Origin of the sequence: Oryzifoliimicrobium ureilyticum, from assembly GCF_037199735.1 — a bacterium.
Taxonomy (GTDB): domain Bacteria; phylum Pseudomonadota; class Alphaproteobacteria; order Rhizobiales; family Rhizobiaceae; genus Rhizobium; species Rhizobium ureilyticus.
The window spans coordinates 16,903-36,549 of record NZ_JBBBVQ010000029.1 but is presented as its reverse complement, the minus strand read 5'-3'; the positions used below and the strand labels follow the sequence as shown (position 1 = coordinate 36,549).

At 61.1% G+C, this 19,647-nt stretch carries 21 protein-coding genes and 5 pseudogenes; 7 read left to right on the top strand and 19 right to left on the bottom strand.

Annotated elements, in window-relative coordinates; all coding sequences use genetic code 11:
• Positions 1-39: 39 nt before the first annotated feature.
• The 3 genes and pseudogenes from VQ830_RS28885 to VQ830_RS26145 all read left to right on the top strand — a co-directional run.
• Positions 40-210 (top strand): annotated as a pseudogene (locus VQ830_RS28885) (hypothetical protein); the annotation flags it as partial.
• Between the two features lie 60 nt (positions 211-270).
• The gene (locus VQ830_RS26150) at positions 271-537 is read left to right on the top strand and encodes a WGR domain-containing protein (RefSeq protein WP_337271107.1); all 267 of its coding nucleotides are present in this window, start codon (positions 271-273) and stop codon (positions 535-537) included.
• A gap of 82 nt (positions 538-619) precedes the next feature.
• Entirely contained in the window at positions 620-898 is a 279-nt protein-coding gene (locus VQ830_RS26145; protein ID WP_337271086.1) for an HU family DNA-binding protein, read from the top strand.
• Between the two features lie 45 nt (positions 899-943).
• On the opposite strand, the gene VQ830_RS28880 is transcribed toward VQ830_RS26145, so the two are convergent.
• The 3 genes from VQ830_RS28880 to VQ830_RS26130 all read right to left on the bottom strand — a co-directional run bounded on the left by VQ830_RS28880 (position 944) and on the right by VQ830_RS26130 (position 2,401).
• Complete coding sequence (locus VQ830_RS28880) at positions 944-1,255, bottom strand: hypothetical protein (protein ID WP_438618741.1); 312 nt, start codon at positions 1,253-1,255, stop codon at positions 944-946.
• Positions 1,256-1,419: 164 nt separating this feature from the next.
• A complete protein-coding gene (locus VQ830_RS26135) occupies positions 1,420-1,677 on the bottom strand; it encodes a DUF736 domain-containing protein (RefSeq protein ID WP_337271105.1) in 258 nt (85 codons plus the stop codon).
• 70 nt (positions 1,678-1,747) lie between these two features.
• Positions 1,748-2,401 (bottom strand): TetR/AcrR family transcriptional regulator, encoded by a 654-nt coding sequence (locus VQ830_RS26130; protein WP_337271104.1) that lies wholly within the window; start codon positions 2,399-2,401, stop codon positions 1,748-1,750.
• 99 nt (positions 2,402-2,500) lie between these two features.
• On the opposite strand from VQ830_RS26130, the gene VQ830_RS26125 reads away from it, so the two are divergent.
• Complete coding sequence (locus VQ830_RS26125; RefSeq protein WP_337271085.1) at positions 2,501-3,025, top strand: DinB family protein; 525 nt, start codon at positions 2,501-2,503, stop codon at positions 3,023-3,025.
• An 88-nt stretch (positions 3,026-3,113) separates the two neighbouring features.
• Here the strand turns inward: VQ830_RS26125 and VQ830_RS26120 are convergent, their stop codons facing one another.
• The 6 genes from VQ830_RS26120 to VQ830_RS26095 form a co-directional block, all read right to left on the bottom strand.
• Positions 3,114-3,410, bottom strand: coding sequence for a DUF736 domain-containing protein (locus VQ830_RS26120; RefSeq protein ID WP_337271084.1), 297 nt, complete (start codon positions 3,408-3,410; stop codon positions 3,114-3,116).
• Positions 3,411-3,917: 507 nt separating this feature from the next.
• Positions 3,918-4,364 (bottom strand): hypothetical protein, encoded by a 447-nt coding sequence (locus VQ830_RS26115; protein WP_337271083.1) that lies wholly within the window; start codon positions 4,362-4,364, stop codon positions 3,918-3,920.
• Entirely contained in the window at positions 4,348-6,219 is a 1,872-nt protein-coding gene (locus tag VQ830_RS26110; protein WP_337271082.1) for a site-specific integrase, read from the bottom strand. Before VQ830_RS26110 ends, VQ830_RS26115 begins: the two co-directional genes overlap by 17 nt.
• Before the next feature lie 2 nt (positions 6,220-6,221).
• Positions 6,222-8,054: a hypothetical protein gene (locus tag VQ830_RS26105; protein WP_337271081.1), complete on the bottom strand. Its 1,833-nt coding sequence runs from the start codon at positions 8,052-8,054 to the stop codon at positions 6,222-6,224.
• Entirely contained in the window at positions 8,041-9,198 is a 1,158-nt protein-coding gene (locus VQ830_RS26100) for a tyrosine-type recombinase/integrase (RefSeq protein WP_337271080.1), read from the bottom strand. Before VQ830_RS26100 ends, VQ830_RS26105 begins: the two co-directional genes overlap by 14 nt.
• Before the next feature lie 603 nt (positions 9,199-9,801).
• Positions 9,802-9,945: a hypothetical protein gene (locus tag VQ830_RS26095; protein WP_337271079.1), complete on the bottom strand. Its 144-nt coding sequence runs from the start codon at positions 9,943-9,945 to the stop codon at positions 9,802-9,804.
• A 92-nt stretch (positions 9,946-10,037) separates the two neighbouring features.
• Between VQ830_RS26095 and VQ830_RS26090 the strand changes: the two genes are divergently transcribed.
• The gene (locus tag VQ830_RS26090) at positions 10,038-10,211 is read left to right on the top strand and encodes a hypothetical protein (protein WP_337271078.1); all 174 of its coding nucleotides are present in this window, start codon (positions 10,038-10,040) and stop codon (positions 10,209-10,211) included.
• Between the two features lie 3 nt (positions 10,212-10,214).
• Here VQ830_RS26090 and VQ830_RS26085 read toward each other — a convergent pair whose 3' ends face one another.
• The 9 genes and pseudogenes from VQ830_RS26085 to VQ830_RS26045 all read right to left on the bottom strand — a co-directional run bounded on the left by VQ830_RS26085 (position 10,215) and on the right by VQ830_RS26045 (position 15,617).
• Positions 10,215-11,138, bottom strand: a complete 924-nt coding sequence (locus VQ830_RS26085) for an ArdC family protein (RefSeq protein WP_337271077.1) — start codon at positions 11,136-11,138, stop codon at positions 10,215-10,217.
• A 272-nt stretch (positions 11,139-11,410) separates the two neighbouring features.
• Positions 11,411-11,998, bottom strand: a complete 588-nt coding sequence (locus VQ830_RS26080) for a hypothetical protein (protein WP_337271076.1) — start codon at positions 11,996-11,998, stop codon at positions 11,411-11,413.
• On the bottom strand, positions 11,967-12,140 hold the full coding sequence (locus VQ830_RS26075; RefSeq protein ID WP_337271109.1) for a hypothetical protein: 174 nt from the start codon (positions 12,138-12,140) through the stop codon (positions 11,967-11,969). The genes VQ830_RS26080 and VQ830_RS26075 overlap by 32 nt, the downstream gene beginning before the upstream one ends.
• A gap of 540 nt (positions 12,141-12,680) precedes the next feature.
• Positions 12,681-13,067: pseudogene (locus VQ830_RS26070) on the bottom strand (DUF7007 domain-containing protein); the annotation flags it as partial.
• Positions 13,068-13,091: 24 nt separating this feature from the next.
• Positions 13,092-13,494, bottom strand: a pseudogene (locus VQ830_RS26065) (DUF3085 domain-containing protein).
• 13 nt (positions 13,495-13,507) lie between these two features.
• Positions 13,508-14,113: pseudogene (locus tag VQ830_RS26060) on the bottom strand (DUF1419 domain-containing protein).
• Positions 14,114-14,255: 142 nt separating this feature from the next.
• The gene (locus VQ830_RS26055) at positions 14,256-15,221 is read right to left on the bottom strand and encodes a DUF3991 domain-containing protein (protein WP_337271074.1); all 966 of its coding nucleotides are present in this window, start codon (positions 15,219-15,221) and stop codon (positions 14,256-14,258) included.
• A 56-nt stretch (positions 15,222-15,277) separates the two neighbouring features.
• Positions 15,278-15,469, bottom strand: coding sequence for a hypothetical protein (locus VQ830_RS26050; protein WP_337271073.1), 192 nt, complete (start codon positions 15,467-15,469; stop codon positions 15,278-15,280).
• Positions 15,441-15,617 carry a hypothetical protein gene (locus VQ830_RS26045; RefSeq protein ID WP_035211408.1) on the bottom strand — a complete coding sequence of 59 codons (177 nt, stop codon included), beginning with the start codon at positions 15,615-15,617 and terminating at the stop codon, positions 15,441-15,443. The genes VQ830_RS26050 and VQ830_RS26045 overlap by 29 nt, the downstream gene beginning before the upstream one ends.
• A gap of 326 nt (positions 15,618-15,943) precedes the next feature.
• Here VQ830_RS26045 and VQ830_RS26040 point away from each other — a divergent pair, with 326 nt between their 5' ends.
• Both VQ830_RS26040 and VQ830_RS26035 read left to right on the top strand, forming a co-directional pair.
• Positions 15,944-16,516 (top strand): type II toxin-antitoxin system RelE/ParE family toxin, encoded by a 573-nt coding sequence (locus VQ830_RS26040; RefSeq protein ID WP_337271072.1) that lies wholly within the window; start codon positions 15,944-15,946, stop codon positions 16,514-16,516.
• A complete protein-coding gene (locus VQ830_RS26035) occupies positions 16,513-16,839 on the top strand; it encodes an XRE family transcriptional regulator (protein WP_337271071.1) in 327 nt (108 codons plus the stop codon). The genes VQ830_RS26040 and VQ830_RS26035 overlap by 4 nt, the downstream gene beginning before the upstream one ends.
• 49 nt (positions 16,840-16,888) lie before the next feature.
• On the opposite strand, the pseudogene VQ830_RS26030 reads toward VQ830_RS26035, so the two are convergent.
• Positions 16,889-19,642: pseudogene (locus VQ830_RS26030) on the bottom strand (error-prone DNA polymerase); the annotation flags it as partial.
• Positions 19,643-19,647: the final 5 nt, after the last annotated feature.

Below are 19,647 nucleotides of genomic sequence, written 5' to 3'. Positions count from 1 at the left end.
TCTGCTCGAAATACTCAACTCGGGACCGCTCGTGGTCAGGAGCAAGTGAGGGACGAGGACCGCTTCGGCCGCAAGCTTAGGGTCGTCTATCGTGGCCTTCGATTTGTCAGCGACATGCTCGTTGCCGAAGGCCTGGCTCGGAGCTGGGAGGGAACACGTCGCAGCCGGTGTGCTGGAACTGTGGCACTGATCAACGCCATGAATCGGTGAGCCTCGTTCGATTCAAAACTCTCGTTGGACGCCGGATCCGGTTGGCGCGATTCTATGTTCATGATCACGCAGCCCTATCACCTTTATGTCGAACGCATCGCGCCTCAAAAGAACATGGCGCGGTTTTACGCGCTCGCGGTCCAACCCACACTCTTTGGGCAAGTGTCGCTTGTGCGTTCCTGGGGACGGATCGGAACGCGCGGGCAGCAGATCATCCATCTTTTCGACAACGAACACGATGCTGTCGCTCTGTTCCTGAATGTTCTACGAGAGAAACGCAAGCGAGGCTACAAGCCAAAACGAGTTGTGGAAAGCCAGTTAATCTGAGCGACGCAGCGATCGGCGCCGATGACAACTACCCCGGAAGCTGACACGGATTATACATTGTCCCTTTTCTCGAGGAAATTCCATGACCACTGCCAACGAAATCGCTGACAAGATCGCCGTCGACAATGACCTGACCAAGGCTCAGGGCAAGGCGATCGTCGAAGCTGTCTTCCGGGCCATTACGGATGCAGCAGTAGCTGGCACAGAAACTTCAATCCCCGGCTTCGGAAAATTCAAAGTGAAGGCGTCGCCTGAGCGCGAGGGGCGCAATCCAGCAACTGGAGAAGCCATGAAGATTGCGGCTTCCAACAAGCTGACGTTTGCGCCTGCAAAGGCGCTCAAGGATGCACTGAACAAGTGAGCCTTGCTATTGAAAGTCCCACTCTGGCAAGTGGGGCTTTCCCGATCAGATGAAGGCCCCCCAGAACGGTGGCTCCATTTCAATCCTGCCGTCCATCTCGGCAATCGCCAGCATCAGCTCCGCCTGTGCGAAATCGAGCTCGGCTTCGATCTGGTGGCGCTCGCAAGGATCGACAGCATTACGCAGTTCGGCACGAAGTTCGTCAATGTGGCGTTCGAGTCCGTAGGTTATCGTCTGATCTGCTATGTGAAAGACGATGTCAGGGATCACCGAAGCGACCGGCAGCGCGGGGGAGTGGGGGAGCCGATTTCGTGTTGGCGGCTCTGCTGCCAATTCGAAATTGGGGGTACCGCTCATCCTTGACGACGGCAGTCCCGTTGGCATCATCACCGGATACTGAGCAGTTTTTCCTCCCCTCCTTATGGCACCAAAAAAGCCAGCCTTGGCTCGATGCCGGGTACGGCTTTGATATTTCGGTCAGAGGAGAGGGCTCCGCCGGTGGCGGAGCCTCGTGATGCCGATCAGTCCCGGTTCGGCCGGGACCAGATGAGCTGGAGGCCATCCTCGCCTTCGACCTCGGCGAGTGTCGCGTAGATTGGAGCCGGGAAGCTCGGATCGTCGAGCTTGACCGAGAGGTAGTCGCGGCCTTGCTCGGAGGTCTTCTGCCAGGCGGCGCCCAGTTCTACGCTGCCGGCGTAGACGCGGAACTGCGGGCCCTTGTCGGAGGAGTTCTCGACCCGGGCGATGCGGGCCTTGACGTTGAGGGCGAGGGTACGGATGGAGCCGGTGAAGCCGGTTTAGGTCAGCTTCCAACTGTCATTTTAGATATAAGTTATTGGTATAGCTTATTTATTCGTTGAAAGACACTTCCGATGTGTCCTTTTGCCGGATTGATGTAGGCCAACCTGATGCTTCACCTCGATCATTGATGTACAGGCTGACCAACCGAATAAGTTCGCTTTGCACCATCGGATCCGCCAACATGCCGCGACGCGCCGCATTGTGGATCACCCCGTCTATCGCATCGGAAATGATCAGCGCGGCGGTTCGATCGCTCTCGCCGAGCTGGCTGTTCCGATAGGTAGCTACGGCCTCTGCATAGTAACCGATATATTCGATCTCAAATTCGCTGTTGGGATTGCGATAGTCATCCGAGCTTGGGGCTTCATCGAGCAGTACCCTATGTAGGCCGGGGCAGATGCTATGGGCGGCGATCATGGCGCGAACGAGGTTCGCCACAAACTGCACAGGTGACAGCCCTTCGGTTCTGGATCGCCGCATGACGGCTATGCAGTCATCAAGATGCCGCCGACGGATAGCATCGACCAAAGAAAGCTTGTCCGGAAAATACTGGTACAGCGAGCCGATGCTCACTCCAGCCAGGTCTGCGACCTTGTTCGTCGTGAAACCGGCCCAGCCTTCATCGCTCAAAACGCGAGCTCCAGCCTGAAGGATCGCTTCTACCGTGGCACGGGAACGGGCCTGTCGCGGCTTCTTGCGCATGTCCGGTTGCTGCTTTGCAATGCGAGTAGACAAAGGACGCTCCTTGTACAGAATGTGAGTAAATTACTCACATTCGGAAAACTTGGAAGGGCCGATCTCATGAGCACATTGCTGCAAAAACTCTACGGCTATCACGCTTGGGCCAATGATGACCTGTTCGACAAATTGACGACTTTGGATCAGGAGCAGCACAAGGCCGAGCTGCACACCGCCTTGCGCCTGATCAACCACTATTATGTCGTGGCTCGGATCTTCGCAGCTCATCTCACCGGTGCGCAGCATGGCTACACATCCGACAACACGGACGATACGCCGACGTTGGGCGAACTGCGCGCTGCGGTAACATCGTCCGATCAATGGTATCTCAATTACCTTCGCGGCGTCGCGCCCGAGACTCTGGCCGAGGCGATCCCGTTTAGCTTCACCGATGGCGACAAGGGCTACATGACCAGGGAGGAAATGCTGACCCATGTTGCCCTGCATGGAGGATATCATCGCGGCGAGGTCGGGCGGATACTGTGGCAACTCTCCACCACCCCACCTTGGGACACCTTCGCCGTTTATCTTCATCAGGCCGAGCCGGCGCGGCGGCACCAAGGTGTCGCACAGTCCGTTCCGGCTTGATGAACTGTCGAAGAGCCTCTCCGAGGGCTCACCCTTTGCGGAACTGCGGCGCTCCGGAGTGGAGCGCCGCGTCCTGCAATTGGTCACCTCAGCGTGACCATATGAGGGCGTAACCGTCCTCGTTCTCGACGAGGCTGGCGTAGATTGGAGCGGGGAAACTCGGGTCGTCGAGCTTGACCGAGTGATATTCGCGGCCGGTCTCCTTGGCGGTCTTCTTCCAGCCTGCGCCGATCTCGATGGTGCCCGCGAGAGCGCGAAGGTCGGGCGACTTGTCGCTTTCCTTCTCGGCCACGACCAGGCGGGCCTTGATGTTGAGGTTGAGGGTCTTGATAACTCCGGCGAAAGAGCCGTCTTCGTTGCGGGTGAAAGTGCCGATCTGAGCCATTTGTCTTCTCCGTTGCTGTATCAGGTCGCGACCACCGCGGCCTTGATGGCGATCGGAGAGCACCGGGCGACCGGCCCGCACCCGAAGGGCCGAAATGCAATGGAGGGCAGCGCAGGGACGAGCTTCTTGGCTATCGCGAGGAAGCCGCGCGCAGGCTTTAGCCGAGTACGGCGGGGAAGAAGGTCGGCATCGCGCTGTTGCGGGATCGAGGTCGGGCTGCACAGCAGGCTAACCCGGTGTGAGATACGCCAACAAGAAAGGCCGCAGTGGACGCGTCTCGGGCAGCTTTATGGAGGAGAAGGCACCTGGTGCATGACGGTGGAAACCGGTCGGTGACCAAACGCCGGAAACCGCGCTCCATCCCTGCATCATGTCCGAACAACCCGTGACGACAAGAAGGAAGATGTGCCTCGCCTGCTTCCGTCCTGTAAAGATCAACTAAGTCAGCGCCGGCGATGGATTGCATGAGAACGGGCTGGCTAACATCACTGTTCAGCGCCACACGCATCACTCATCCGGTGGCCGCAGCAGCGTAGGACGGCGAAGCGTGTCGACCTCCTTCGTCAACAATGCGCTGCGGCGTTCAGCCCTGTCGGCGCGACGCTCTGCTTCAATGGCTCGCCGCATGAGCCCGGCATTCTCGGTTACCAATTGTCGGATCTGCGCCTGCATCTCGTCCATCATGCTGCGTTGGTCAGAAATCCTGTCTTCGACGCGGTGGCCCCGGTCGGGCCGGCTCTGCCGCTGGAGGGCTTGGTTGAGATCGTCGAGAATGGCGCGGTGGTTGCTATAGATGGCATTGCGGCCAACGCCGGCTTCGCGCGCCAGTGCCGCAACCGTCAGGCGCGAGGCCGGGACGATGGAGCGTTTTCCATCCCCCTGGATGAGGCGATCGAGCGCGGCGCGCAGCTTCTCGGCAGTCGCCTCCATACGCTTGTCATGTGACTTCACCATGGGGTCTCCCTGCTGCGGGCAGATCGGAAAGGATGCGCTCGCATTCGGCGATGCGCGTTCTGGCAAGGGCACGGCTAGCCTCGTCGAGGCGCTGGTCGCCAATCAGTGCGAGATTGCGTTCAAGGCGTGCCTGCCAGACGGGCCGATGGCGATCCGTGACGGCGAAATTGGCGCAGCTCGCGCAGGTGCTCTCGGTGCGCCAGAGCGGGTTCGGGCCGCGTTCGTCGCCCATGCACGCTGCGGTCTCCGCACGATAGACGCAATAGCCCCAGTCACAGACGCCGAGACGCATGCCGCTGTCCTCGATCAGGAAGTCGACATAGGCGGCAAGCTCACCGTCGCGGGTGCGGCCTCGGAAACGTGATCGCGAAGACATCAGCCGCCCGGCCTTGCCGCTGAGGCGAGCGGAGGTAAGCAGCTCTTCCAGAGCGTTGTGCGTCTCCTCCAGTGTCTGCGCATCGACGAGTTCGCCAAGGTCGAAATCCGTACCGACATAGGCGCTATCGGTCATGATGCGGGTCACATGCCCGAAATGGTGCTGGAGGGCGTGAAGGCCGGTGCGGTCGCGCTTGCCGACGAAACGGGCAAAGGTCTTGCGGCCCTGATGTGTGGTCAGATGCCAGACGGAGCCGTCCTCATTGCGGGGCAAGTCGACGAAAGGCGCAAACCGCTCATTCAACCGGATAATGAGGGAAGCGGCGGTGATGACGTCCGGGGTTCGAGCGTCGATGATGCCGCTGCCAGCGAGGGAGAGCCAGAGTTCCGATCGACCTGTCTCGGCGCGATATGGCTCCGAGAGACGGTGCAACACCTCGACCGCGCGCTGGACAGGCGGCGGAGCCGGCCACAGGTGCTGCGTTCCGGCCTCGCCTGCTGTGGTTTTGAATATCCGCCCGCGGAGATAGGCGAATGCTTCGCTGCCATCCGCCGAAGAATACTCCTCAATGCAGTCCGCCTCCAGTGTCAGGATCTCGGAGACCCGTGCGCCGACCAGATAAGCGATGGTGACAAAGCATGCCTCCTGAATCCGGTTGATCAGCAACCGCAGTTCCTTCACCCCGGAGAGTGGGGCGTGCCACGGGGCTTGCTCACCGTCGAGCTTGGAAAAGCGGAAGGAGGACACAAGAGTCCGGACTGCCGCCCGGTGGATGAACAGCGATTGCCCCTGAGCATCCAGGCGGGCAGGAACAACGCGGTCGCGCAGTGCAATCACGTCGTCAGCGGGTTGACCGATCAGCCGGATTGCTGCCGATATGAGGGGAACAGCGATGGCGTCCGGCGTGAAGGGCAAGCGGCGGACGGTGTGACGACGGAAGCCGGAGAACCGGCTGGCCCGTTCATCACCGAAGGGGCTCTCCGGAGGTGGAGAGGCGAGCTTGGCCCTTTGCTGATAAAGGGTGATGAGAAGGTTGGCGTAGGCCTGCCTGGTGCTTGGCCTGATCGACTCGCCAGAATGCGTTTGCCTTACCGCCACATGCTGCATGAACTGCTCGGCCGCATCGCGATCCATTTCGTCGAAACCGCGCATGCTCTGCTCCGTCATCCACCGGATCAGAAGACGAAGCTTGAGCGCTGTCGTCACCAATGTTCGTGGCCGTGCCTGCCGTCGGCCCGACGGCGGATCGACGTGAAGCGACCATATGAAAGCGCGCGCGTCTTCCAGCCACTGCCGCCACCGTTCATCGGTGAAGCGACCGCCGTCCGGCAGTTCGAAGGCCCAGTCGATGAGAAGCTGATGGGATCGCAAATCGGCACGTGGCTTGTCGAAATGCCATTGAGGATCGCTCCAGAACGACCGCGACGATATAGGCCGAAGGACGTCACGATGGGAAATCTGCTGGCCTAGCGCCGACATGATCACTCCAGTTCCGGCAGGGCCGGCATGTTTGCGGCGAGTTCGCGTGCGACCTCATGCATCTCCGATGGAAAGTCAGGAAGGATATCTTGGGTGATGATCTTCCATGATGGCGCATAGAGCAGGCTCCAGCGCCGTGGATCGAGCCGGATACGAGCCTGCTCGAGGCGGCCTCTGGCCGCGAGAATACGGGCCAGATGCTCGGGGTCGATCGGAATGACGAGGCCCGGGCAGGCAAGGCATCCGCCGAAATGCGGGCACAGGCGCTCGCCGCCGTCGCGGCCGGAAACGACAGGGGCGAGACAATCGTGACCGAAAAGGACAGTGGCACGGGACTCGCCGGATGCTGGCGCCGGCTCGTCTTCAGCAGACCCACGTACCCAGGCGATCATCGTCTCTTGCAGGTGAGCGATCGTCTGGCGCTGGAACCGTGTCGTCTCCTCGCCCTTGAGATAGGTCTCGGTTGTCGCGACACTTGCATGGTTCAGAAGCGATTGCGCGACGAGAACATCGCCGCCCGAGGCACGGTAGTGCGCGGTGGCGACAGTCCCTCGAAACAGCGCCGGACCAAAATTGGCGATCGCGTCGCGTAGTTTATCTGGATGTGCCGCATTCCATTCTTCGATCCGGCGGTTTGCGCGTTTTATGAACCTGAGGATTGCCCGCCTGAGGACGGAATGCTCGATGATCCCGGTGCGGCTGCGAAGGGAGCGACGAACGTGCTCCCTGAAGATGCTGCGAGTCAGGAACAGATGATCCTGTTCGGCGGGCAGCGCCGTGGCGGAGATAGGCGCGGTCAGGGCCAGCATCATCTCGATCAGATTCGGTGCGGCGTAGCGCCGTCGCCGGTCGAAGGAGCGGCGCTGCGCCTTCTGGAGCCGGGCACCGGTCCGAGCCTTGGTCCAGTCGATAATGACACGGTGCTCATCGAGGGGGTGAGGAACGAGGCAATCGCGGTGAATATGTCGGAGCGCCTCGGGGTTGGCAGCGGTCTGGATGGCGATAGCCAGAAAGAACGGAACGAGCGTATCGGTGGTGATGTGGAAATATTGAGTCATGGTGCGGGAGCCGCCCCAATACTTGACCAATGTGCTGGACTTGATGCCGTGCTCCTCCAAGGCAGCGACGTCCGGCATCAGACCACCTTCAATCCTGGAAATGCGCCATATCCATCGGTCGAGGCCCTGACCGCGCAGCGTCTTCGGCGGGAGCTCGGGACGGCGGATGACCTCCTGACCATGCTGAAACCGCGCCCATGCTTCATCGATCTCCTCGTAGCAGGCACGAAGGATCGCCTTGATCTCGTCGGCGGAGAGCCTGCGTCGTGGTTGTTGACTGGTCCGGCGGCCCGGAAACGCGTTCCACGGAATGTCGAGATTGGCAGGAAGCACACCTGGTCTGTTGCGCCGACACCATAACAGCAAGGGACGCAGGAGATCGAAGGCGATGGCATGCGCGCCACGCGCCGCTCGCGAGGTGCCCTCCTTGCGGAGCCAGAGAACATAGCGGCCGATCGCAGCCGTATCGACGTCGCCGGCTTGTCTGATCATGCCATCGGCCGCGACGAAGCGGGCGAAACGGCGGACTGCTCCCCAGGCCGTGCGACGCGTAGCCAGCCTCTGACCGGCACAATGCTCGCGAAAGGCGTCGATCAGAAGCTCTCGCAGATCAGCTGGCAGGCCAATGAGTTGATCGAGGTCGAAGCGTTGCTCGGGCTTGCCCCACGCATCGATGAAAATGATCGTGTTCGTCAATAGCCGGGAAACTGCGATCTCCGACTGCGCGGCGGGAACCGAGAAGCGGCGATCAATCGGGCTTCTCTTACGGGCGGTCATCGGGCACCAACTCGCCGTAGAGGTAGGCAAGACTCTCGGCGAGTGCATCGGCGTTGAGTTCCACGCAGCGCAGGTAGATAGCTGTCGACTGGATCGACGCATGGCCGAGCAAGACTTGCACAATCTTCAGCGGATTGAGATCCGGCTTCGTCACCGCCTGCTTTTGTAGGCGCACCAGCATGGTCATCGCAAAGGTATGGCGCAGCCAATGGCCAGATCCCGTCAGCCCCGCCGCCTCAAAGGCGGCCCCGAACGCGGCTGAAAACCTCGCTCTTGAAACCGGATCGCCGTTGCTGTTGAGGAAAAGCGCCGTTGGCGGACGGTACCCGGGTTCGGATCTCCGCCGCTTCACCAGCACCGCGCGTTGCTCCCCCGCATACCAGTGGGTCCGATCGATCAGTCGCAGCGGCAGATAGACGGTTCGCGGCCGATCCCCCTTTGTGACAGTCAGCGGCACCCCGATGAGTGGGGTCTCATCTATATCGAGATGAGCGACGCTCGGCACCTGATGAAGCTGCAAGCCGCATAGCTCCTTACGGCGCATGCCGGTTGCCAAAGCCCACTCGGCGATCAAATCATAAGGTGAGGCAAGATGCCGGAATAAGCATTGGAGCTGATCGACCCGGAGCGGTCGCGGCAGCCGCTCAACCTCCGAAATCGTCAAAATGTTTGCCATCACAGTTAGCGGCCGGTGATCCAGATGCGCCAGCATGCCCTGCCGGCGTCCTGACCGGACCGACACCTCGACATAATCAAAAGGTATGGCATCGATCAGACCCCGCCGATGCGCCCATGAATAAAAACGACAAATCGTCCGGACACGATAATTCACCGTGGAGCGCGCATAGGGTCGCCCGGTATGAGGGCTGGGTGCCGACAGCATCCGATTGCGGTAGGCGGCGATGGCTCCTTCGTCCGTGAAGCGCCAGTCCAGCCCGCTCTGCTCCAGGCTGTCGAACCAATCATGCAGGTGCTCGCTATACGTCCGCAGCGTCTCAAGCGCGTGAGAGCGGCCGGGGATAGTGGCGAGTTCGAGCAAATAACTGAAGGCCGGTTCCAAAATCGACATCTGCGCGTCGAGCAAAATCGGAAATCCGGCCGGAATCCCATCAACACCGGGCGCCGCCCGTACAATCGAAACCATTGCACCTCCGGGGGCAAAGCGCCCGGAGGCGCAAAAGGACATCGACATCGTCCAGGACTTTATGTCTTCGACGAAACGGACAGATGACAGCGCCTTAAGAAAGAATAAGCGGAGCGCCTCCGGCGCGAGTCTTCCTTTGGACGCGAGGGGTTCCCCTCGCGCTCTCCCGTTCGCCACGTGGCAAGGGTGCAGGACAATGCCTGCACCCCATGGACAAGCTTAAGGTGTCGCCGCCGCCTCAAGCGTTGTCCTCGCTACGCTGCGGGAACGCTTGACCCGGACGTCTGTGTGCCAAGACCCGAAACGACAGCACTAAAGGACACTTCTGGCGACGTGACCTAAGCCGTTTTCGGTGGAGGTGAAGGTGCCGATGGTTGCCATTGTCGTATTCCTTTTCTCGTGTTCGGGCCGCGCCCATCGCGGCCTCGATGGCTGTCGCAAAGACCGGTGACGATCGGACCGCACCTGATAGGGCCGGAACACAGTGGAGGGCGGCAACTGCCACTTTTGTTAGTTGGAGAGGAATGGCGGCGCAGCCGGCAGGGGTAAGAAAAGTGGTCGTGGCCGTTGCGGGAAGACGATCGAGGCGCAGCCGGTCTCCGGTCAGACATGCCTCATCGAGCCCGCAGATGGGTTGCCGGAAATCTGACGGAAGGGATATGGCAATGGCGTACCGCTGCGCTTGCCTTGGGTACGAAGGCCATCCCGCGCCATGGACGCCAGGACCGCCCTCATCGTCTGCTTCATCAGGGGACAAGCGCTCCAGCTAACATTGGCCCGCTTGCTGACTGCGCCCTTTGCGATATCGTTGCGCTCGCGAATCTTAGCCTGGAGGACAAATGCGTCAGCAGACCAAGCCGTTCATCGTCGAACGCAAACCGTCCCGCAAACCCAAGCCCGACACTGCAAAACCGTCGATCTGGGGAAGGCTGGATGCTGACATTGCGCAAGGTCTGAGCGATCAGCGTGATATGGACCACGCGGCCGCCACCGGTGGTGACGACCGCGCTTGAAGGTCAGGCCGCAGCCTTCATATCCGTCCCCGGCTGCAAGGAATGAAGGAAGCTCACCGCACGCTGTGCGTGAGCCGCTGCTTGGAATATCGCCCGCTTGTCGTTGGCCAGCAGCGATAACCACGACTGCAGATAAGAAGCGTGGTCCGGCCGCGGCTCAAGTTCCGGTGCGATGCCAAGATCGGCGCAGAGGAAGCAACTGCCGAGCTCGGCAATGAGCTCTTCCCGGGCCCGATTGGTCCGGTCCTTGGTGTAGCGCGACAGGTCACGTCCTACACGGTGCTCCGCCGCCGTCCAGTGCGTCGCCTCATGACTGAGGACGGCCGCGTATCCGGCCGCATCGCGAAACGCCTCGAACGGCGGCATCTGGATATAGTCCATGACCGGGGAATAGTAGGCCTGGTTGCCGCCGTGCCGGATGACTGCGCCGGTATTGCGGAAAAAGCGATCGGCGCTCTCGATCCGCTCGACGGGATCAAGAACCGTGGCGGGCGGCGCATAATAGCTGTCGGGCAGACCGTCGATCTGCTCCACGTTGAATACTGAATAGGCCTTCAGGAAGGGGATCTCGCGATCGATCTCGTTACCATTCGCGTCCGCTTCCGACTTGGTGAAGCGGCTGGCGAAGACGACCGTCGAGCCAGTCTCGCCTTTGCGCACAGCCCCGCCCAGTTCGAGGGACTGCTTGAACGTCATCCACATCGAGGATGCGAAGCCGCGTGACATCTGCTCTGACCACAGGAGCAGAACGTTCATGCCCGAGTATGGCTGGCCATTGTGCCGCACCGGCCGGGTGATGCGACTATGCGTGCTGGCAGCGTTCCACGGTTTCATCCAGGGGCGGACACCTTTCTGCAGATCCTCGACGATCCGATCGGTGATCCGCGTGTAAACGTCGGCACGGTCCGATTCTGATTTCTCTGGCATGACTTCTCTCTCCTTTTCAGGGACCGCGCCGATCGCGGTCCGTCACGGAGGTCCGAAGTCAGGGGCCGATGGTGTGGCCATGCACCGAAGGCCGCAACAGTGTGGAGGACGGCAAAGCCGTTGCATGGGCACCCGGCTCCTGCAGGACCGCCGAGCGGGACGGGCCGCGATCGGGCGTCGCCAGTTTTCCTTTTCGACATAAGAAAAGCCGGCGCTGGAGGTGCCGGCCTCGGATCAGAAATAAACGGCGGGGTGTGACCCCGCCGAGCGTGTCATCCGAATGCAGCCATCTGAACTTCCGCTGCTTTACGATCGAGCGACGCGCCCGGGTTTTCGACCGGCCGGTCGCAGGGCTTCCACGTCTCGCCGACGACCTGTTCGTCGGCTGCCACCGCGCCCTCGGCTGCCATCCGGAGCGCATGAGACTGGATGCCCATGTCGGCCGCGAATTCCCGCTTGCGCTGGGCGGCGTTGTCATAGCCGACCGGGCCATCGAGATCCTCGTCGCGGGCATCGTTCGATGCCTTCGCCGTTGCGTCGCGCGCCTCGGTGACGGCGCGGGAGTAAAACTGGCCGGCGCCGTGCGCCGATCCGACGAAGGCCCCGACGATGCGCTGCAGGTGGATCTGCATGGCTCTTTCGCCCAGACCTTCGGAGAGGCTGTCGGCGGTCTCATTGATCAGCCGCTCATGCAGGCTGCGGATGCCATCGCTGTCGACGACCGTAGTGCCGAAGCTTTCGGCGATCTTGAGCGCCTGGGAGGCATCGGGGCATGTGAGGCGGACCATTTCGAGGGTTGCTCCTTTGCGGAGTTGCGAGACGCGTGCGTTAGAGCGGTTGGGAGTTGCGGGCTTGGCCATATCTGTTCCTTCCTTGGCTGCCGAAGCGGTTCCGGCCCGTGCCGGTCTGCCCTTCGATGCGGACGACCAGAACCGGCAAAGGACGGGCGGCTTCACAGGTCCGATCCGGCTGAGCAAGCAGGGCAGGTTTGCGGGCCAGCATGTTTTGACCTGCTTAGGACCGCGAGCCTGCCCTCGCGAAGTGAGGCCAGATCGGCCGCCACGCGGCGCGACAGCGGCCTTGAAACGACCGGCCGCCGGTTCAGACCGCAGCGAACAAGAAGGGCGGTCCGGCAGGGGTCCGATATCACGTACAAGCGCTCGGAGGGCGATATGGCCAAGCCCGCTACCCTTGCAGACTCAGAGCAGCATCCTGGTGCAAAGCCAACCCCGCAGCCCATTCCTGTGGTCCGCCTATCCCGCGATGGGCAAACCAGGCGCATCATCGCGACGCTTGTATTCGTCGATGATCTGCACGTGACCGCGTCGAGTTCGCGCCACCGTTCGAAAGTCAGGCGATCGGCAAGCTCCTGATGATAGAGGCGGTAACCGGACCGACGTCGAGCCCGACTCCGGACGGTTGCCGTGATCTCCTGCCGTCCGGCGCGCGCGGCAATCTGCCGTGTCAGACAGTCGAGATGCCGCTGGGTTTCGCGCCGGGCGCCGATTGCCTTCGCCAGCGGCTTTGAAACGAGGACGTCGATCATGTCCCACTCCCCCGGCATCGCCAGCCAATGAAGGAAGACGGCCCATGATATTCGGCATGCCGACCGGTATCGATGACGAAGCCGAACCGGCCACGCTGTGCATACTCGTCGCTCGGCACCAGGAAGCGACGCTCATCGTGGTCGGACTTTCGGCGCCCCCCGACGACCGCCACGACCTCTGTCATGCCGGGGCTCTGATCGGAGAAGATCGCCGACGTGACGATATAGTCCTTCGCATGACGTTGATCGAACGCCCGTTGATCCTTTGTCCAGCTTTCGCTCTCGGCAAGCTCGCAACCGTGGATCGCCTCCCAGGCATCCGGCCAAGTGTTGCGGATTGCACTTTCGGCCAGGGATCGCTCATATACGGTGAACATTGACGTTGGGGATGCCGCTGCGACGGAGCGCTACGACCACTCGATGATGAACAGTTCCATCGAGTCCTCGTCGAAGGTGATGCCGAGATGCCTCGCATTGGGGGTTGCGGCGATCATCGCCTCCAGCTGGTTGGCGTCGAGGAATTCGACACCGTCCTCACCCCCGAAGGTCCTGCGCTTCACCTCGAACCAGCCGTCGTTGGTGCGGGGGATCGCATTCGAGCGCATAAGCGACGAGAGGCCTCTCGCCGTCAGGCAGTTTCCCATTCGAGCACAGGTAGACACCGTGATCACCGACCAGCCAGACGCCAGACTGCTCGTCACGACCGGCATGGAGACCGTAGTGCGGATTGCGAAAGCCGCCATTGGCTTCCGCGTCGGCGCGTCCGCGGGCGATCACCGCCCGCACGGAGTCGATCGGAAAGGAGAGCATGGCTAGGCCCCCCTCACGCCGCCAAGGCGTCCGGAAGATGACGCAGTTGCACCGGCAGCTTGGCTGCGATCTCGTCGTCGGTCAGGTCATCAAGCAGCTTCAACCCGGCAGATCCGGTATCGCTGAAGAAAGTGATGACACGCTGACCCGGCAAATACCGCGGGGAGGTTTCGTCGGAGTAGCCGCGATAGGCGTCCGCCGTGGCACTCCAGATGTGCTCGAGCCGCTCGTTCCGCGTCATCGCCCTCACAGGGCGCGCCTCCCTCTCAATGATCGCCAGCCGCATGGCTTCCACCGACCGGCCGTCGGAGAGATCGCAATAGCCATGGAAGTAACGGATGTTACCGTCGATCCGCAGCGCGAAGAACACCGATGTGACGGATCCGGTCAGGAATTCGCGCATCGCGAACATCGAGCCCCGGATCCACAGCGGCGGCAGGATCTCGAACATGTAATCATGCTCACGCTCGGTGATTTCGAACCACTCGCCTGCATAGAGCGCGCTCGCGTTCCCCTCGAAACGGTGAGGACGCTATGCATGCCGATCGAACATGCGGAACATCTGATGGCGGTCGACGGTGCCCTGGTAGACTTTACGGATTGCGGAAGGGGTGCTCATTAACGGCTCCTTTTGGCCCTGTCCGAACCGAAGCGCGGTGCTGCCTGCCGGCTCACCATCCTCTTCAGTCCTTCATGACCCCTACCCTCACGCCGCCTCTCCGTCCGGACGGGTCAAGGGCCGCTCTCGAGCGGGCGAAGCTTCACCCTTGACGCGGCTGGCGGGCATGCGGCAGGCCTCCTCTTCCCGCCCTCGCTTTCTTTTCCTTCTTTTCCTCTTCCCGCGCCTTCAGCGCTTCATTCCAGTCCTCTGCCGGCGGCTTCAGTCGCAACCAATCACAGCCCAATTCATCCGCGATGTCCCGGAGGCGCCCGGCAAAGATCTCGCCCTGGCTATTGGCGTCGGTGGCGGCGACCAGAACAGCACCCGGACGTGCTGCCAGCTTGCGGACTGCGGCGTCCGTCGTCGGTGACCAACCTCCGCCGGTGCTGAGATAGACGCTGCCCTCGCGAAGGCCCTCAAATGCCGCAAGGCTCATGGCGTCTATCGCCGCCTCGGTGACGCAAAGACGCGTCGCGTCAGGAGAACCAAGGCGAAACAGTATTTTGGAACCGCCTGTCGAAAAGCCGCGCCAATCGGGACCTCGCTCCTCCCAGCCAATAACAACACCATCGTCGTTGACATGCGCGGCCCACATGCTGCCATAAGGGCCGTCCCGAAGGACATCACTTTGGATGGCCTCCCGGATGATCGTTGGCGGTAGGCTGCGCTCGGTGCGCAGGTAGCGCCAGGTCATCGATCCCTGCCACGGGCGACGTCGTTTTGCCCAGCGTTCCAAGACGGAAATGCTACAAGCGGGCTTTCCGGCCGGCGGAGACCAGGCAGGATCCCTGGCGATGACGCCGATCAGCTCGGCCACCCGGTCGAGCGCCTCGATGAAGGTGACGCCATCCAGATGCTCTGCGAGGCCGAAGACATCGCCCTTCGCGTCGGAGAGTGGATCGAACCATCCCCGCCCCTCATGGATGACGATGACGATTTCCGTACCGCGCCGGTATTTTTGTGCCTTGCGGGTGCTTTCCTTCATGTCGAAGGTAAAGCCGGCCCGTTCCAGCACTGCTGCGCACGGGACGCGGTCCCGAAGTTCTTCCAGTTTCTGCTTCTCCATTATTTTCCCGGCGCTCTTGGCGCCGCCCTTCTCTCCAGATTCATGGCTCCCGCAATTTACGGGACCGTTTCCAGCGGTCCGCGAAGAGCAAAGGGGGCAAGGGCGCGCCATGGCAATCTGCTGATCTGCAGCTTGGCGCCTTCCGTCGGTGCCATGGCGCGGCGAAGCTTCCCTTGCCGCCTGCCGCTCGCAAGCGGCACCCCAGGGGGAAGTGCCGGCTCAATGAGCCGGCCAGGGATGGAATTCATGCACGATCTCCAGATCGTCTTCGTCATCGAGTTCGTCGCTCGGCAGAACGCCGAACTCGTCGCCGGACCTGAACAGCGTGACTGGAACCATCAGGGTGCGGGCGAGCTGGAAGGCGTGGTTCTGCGCAAGGGAAAGATCGGTGTTCATCTGAGGGCTCCATCTTTGGAGCGGGGCCATTCCCGCTCGATGGCTCCCGTCAGTGTCCGGAACCGGTCGCGATCACCGCAAAGGCGTGAGCCGAAGCGGCCGCAGCTTGCTAGCGGACCCCGTCAGCGGGTTGATCGACGGAGATCCGGGGCTGGACCAGGAAGCCATCCATAAAGAGCGGGATTGGCACGCCCCTTAGACCTTGCCTTGGATCCACAATAATCGTGCTGATGCGGATCCTTGCCTTACCCGATCGCCTTGCTGGTTGTTTCCTCGCTCCGACGTCGGGTCAGCGTTGACGGTTATAACTGCCGGAGACGCCTCGCATGCAGCTCGAAGATGATCATCTCGAGCGGTTGAAGCCGCATCGAGGTCTGACGTCGTTCTCACGCAGGCCAGATCACAAGTTTGCTGGAATGATCGTCGTGGGCGCCGACAGGTCAGCGCCATCTACGCTTGTCAACTTTGAGGGGTCAAGTTATTCCGTCTGCGGAATATCGCTTGAAATATTCCACAGATGGAATACATTCGGAGCAGCGATGAGTTGGAGCGTTGAATATACCGATGAGTTTGGTGAGTGGTACACGACGCTGATCGAGGCCGTTCAAGACGATGTTGTAAGGGTTGTCGGGCTTCTCGAAGCCAAAGGACCGCAACTTCCCTTCCCTTACTCATCCGGCATCGAAGGTTCAAAGCACGAACATATGCGGGAGCTGCGGATTCAGAGCGGCGGCGAACCCTACCGGGTATTCTACGCTTTCGATCCGCGTCGCACTGCTATTTTGCTGATTGGTGGAAATAAAACCGGCGACGACCGCTTTTATGAAATCATGATTCCGGTCGCTGATCGACTATATGACAATTACCTGATCGAGATCGGGAAGGAAGGGTTGATATGACGGGACATCGCTCCTTTAACGACTTGCGCAACAGAATGTCGCCTGAACGCCAGGCTCGCAACGATGAAGCGACGAAGGCAATTCTCGAGGAGATGGCGCTGCACGAACTGCGCGTGGCGCGTGAAAAAACCCAGCAGGATGTGGCGCGTGCACTCCATGTGAAGCAACCGGCCGTCGCAAAGCTGGAGCAGCGCGCCGATATTTATGTCAGCAACCTGCGACGCTATATCGAAGCATTAGGTGGCACGTTGGAGATTACCGCGAGGTTTCCCGACGCCTCGGTCAACATCAAGAATTTCAGCGAACTGGCTACTGAGAAGTAACATCGCTTTGAAACAATTGGGCCTCCGACTATACACTTATCTAGATCGCTCACTGAAAATTCCGGCTCTTCACCTTCAGCGTATCGATATGAAGATCGGGCACGAACAGGTCCCGCGGGACAACCGGCTTCGGCCTGTCGCGTGAGTCCGGCCCGCCGCCGCCATGGGCAAACTCATCGCCTCGCCCGGCCGGCAGCTTGAAGGCGGTATCCCGATCGGCAAGGCCGACGAGGTCGCCCGAAAGATCGAAGAGTTGCTGCGCCACGAGATGCACGACCTCCCCTTCCCGCTGGATGCGCCCGTTGATCGCGATCATCGAGGATCCCAGCACGATGCGCCTGCGCTTCTCGAACAGAGTGGGCCAGACCACAACGTTGGCCGGTCCTGTCTCGTCCTCGATGGTGATGAACATGACACCCTTGGCCGATCCTGGTTTCTGCCGCACCAGCACGAGTCCAGCGGTGTAAACCCATCGGCCATCGCGGGCGTTCATCGCCTCGGCGCAGGTGATGATGTTGCGCTCCGAGAGATCCTTGCGCAAGAAGGCAACCGGATGCTGGCGAAGCGTCAGCCCGGTATGGCTGTAATCCTCGATAACGTTGTGGCCAGAGGTCATCTGCCGAAGTGCCACCTCCGGCTCCTGCTGCTCGGCAATCGCCGCCATCTCTCTTTCGGCCGCAGCGGCAAACAAGGGCAAGGGTTCGTCGCGCAGCGCCTTGATCGCCCAGAGCGCATCGCGCCGTTCGAGCTTCAGCGATGGCAGGAAGGCGTCGGCCTCCGCCAAATGGACGAGTGCCTCGGTCGGAACACTGGACCGGCGCCACGTGTCATCGACAGAGGCGAACGGGCTGTTCATGCGGGCCGCCACGATGCGAGCTGCATCCGCGACTGCCAGCCCCTTGACCTGCCGAAAGCCGAGACGCACAGCATGACGATCGCTGCTTCCGATCGTTTCCAGCGTACAGTCCCAGCGCGAGCGGTTGACGCAGACCGGCCTCACCTCAACGCCATGCTTGATGGCATCCCCGACAATCTGAGCAGGCGCATAAAAACCCATCGGCTGGCTGTTGAGAAGGGCTGCGCAAAAGACATCCGGGTAATGGCACTTGATGTAGTTCGAGGCATAGGCGATCAGCGCAAAGGAGGCTGCATGGCTCTCAGGAAAGCCGTAGGAGCCAAACCCTTCGAGTTGCGAAAACGTCTTTTCGGCAAACTCCGGGGAATAGCCATTCTTCACCATCCCCGAAACGAGCTTGTCCTTGAAGCGCGAGACGGCGCCGGTGAAGCCGGCACAAACCATGGCGACGCGCATCGCCGACTCTTGAAACAGCGGCACGCCGAGCGTTTTTCCAAGCACGGCCTCCAACTCGTGTGTCGGATACTCGACCGGCTCCTTCCCTTCACGCCGACGAAGATAGGGATGCACCATGTCGCCCTGGATCGGGCCGGGGCGGACGATCGCCACCTGCACGACCAGATCGTAGAAGGTGCGGGGTTTCAGGCGTGGCAGCATCGCCATCTGCGCGCGGCTTTCGATCTGGAAGGTGCCGAGCGTGTCGGCCTTGCGGATCATCGCATAGGTCGCCGCATCCTCGTGCTTTATTTTCGAGAGATCGAGATCATCGCCCTTGTGCTCGCGAATAAGATCGAATGCCTTCGCCATGCAAGTGAGCATGCCCAATGCCAAGATGTCGACCTTCATGAACTTCAGTGCCTCGACGTCGTCCTTGTCCCATTCGATGATCTGGCGGTCCTTCATCGTCGCCGGCTCGATCGGCACGAGGTCATCGAGCCTATCGTGGGTGAGGACAAAGCCGCCGGGGTGCTGACCGAGATGGCGCGGCGCGCCCATCAGCTGCTGCGCCAGTTTTAGGGTGAGCGCCAGACGCCGGTCATCGGGATTGAGGTTAAGCTCGCGGATATTCTGATCCGGCACCTCCTCCGACCACGACCACATGCCTGACGAGAGCGCCTTGATCACGTCCTCCGGCAGGCCGAGTGCCTTGCCGACATCGCGGATTGCGCCCTTGGCGCGGTATCGCGTAACGGTGGCGCAAAGGGCCGCCTTGTCATGTCCGTAGGTCTTGTAGATCCACTGGATGACCTCCTCGCGCCGTTCATGCTCGAAATCGACATCGATATCCGGTGGCTCGTCCCGTTCCTGGCTGACGAAACGCTCGAAGAGAAGCTCATTGGTGGAGGGGTCGATCGAGGTGATGCCGAGAATATAGCAGACGGCGCTGTTGGCCGCCGATCCCCTGCCCTGGCAGAGAATGCCCTGGCTTCTGGCAAAGCGTACGATCGAAAACACGGTCAGGAAATACGGCGCGTATTTCATGGTGCGGATGAGATCGAGCTCATGCCGCACAGTTTTCAACACATCCGGCGGCAGCCCCTCTGGATACCGATCGGGCGAGCATTCCCAGACATAGTGCTCCAACGAAGCTTGAGCGTCCTTGCCCGGCACGATCGCCTCCTCCGGATACTGATAGGTCAGCTCCTCGAGCGAGAACTTGCAGCGACGCACGATTTCCAGGGTTCGCGCCAGAGCTTCGGGGTAGCGCGGAAACAGCCGCTCCATCTCCTCCGGCGGCTTGAGAAATCGGTCGGCGTGCCTCTCCCGCTCGAAGCCGACATCGTCGATCGTGGTGTTGTGCCGGATGCAGGTGACGATATCCTGCAACTGCCGCCGCCCCGGCTCATGAAACAGCACGTCATTGGTGACGACGGTTCTGACCTTGAACCGCGTACCCATGTTGGAAATCTCATGCTGGCGCAACTGGTCGTTGGGACGCCGACGCAGACTGT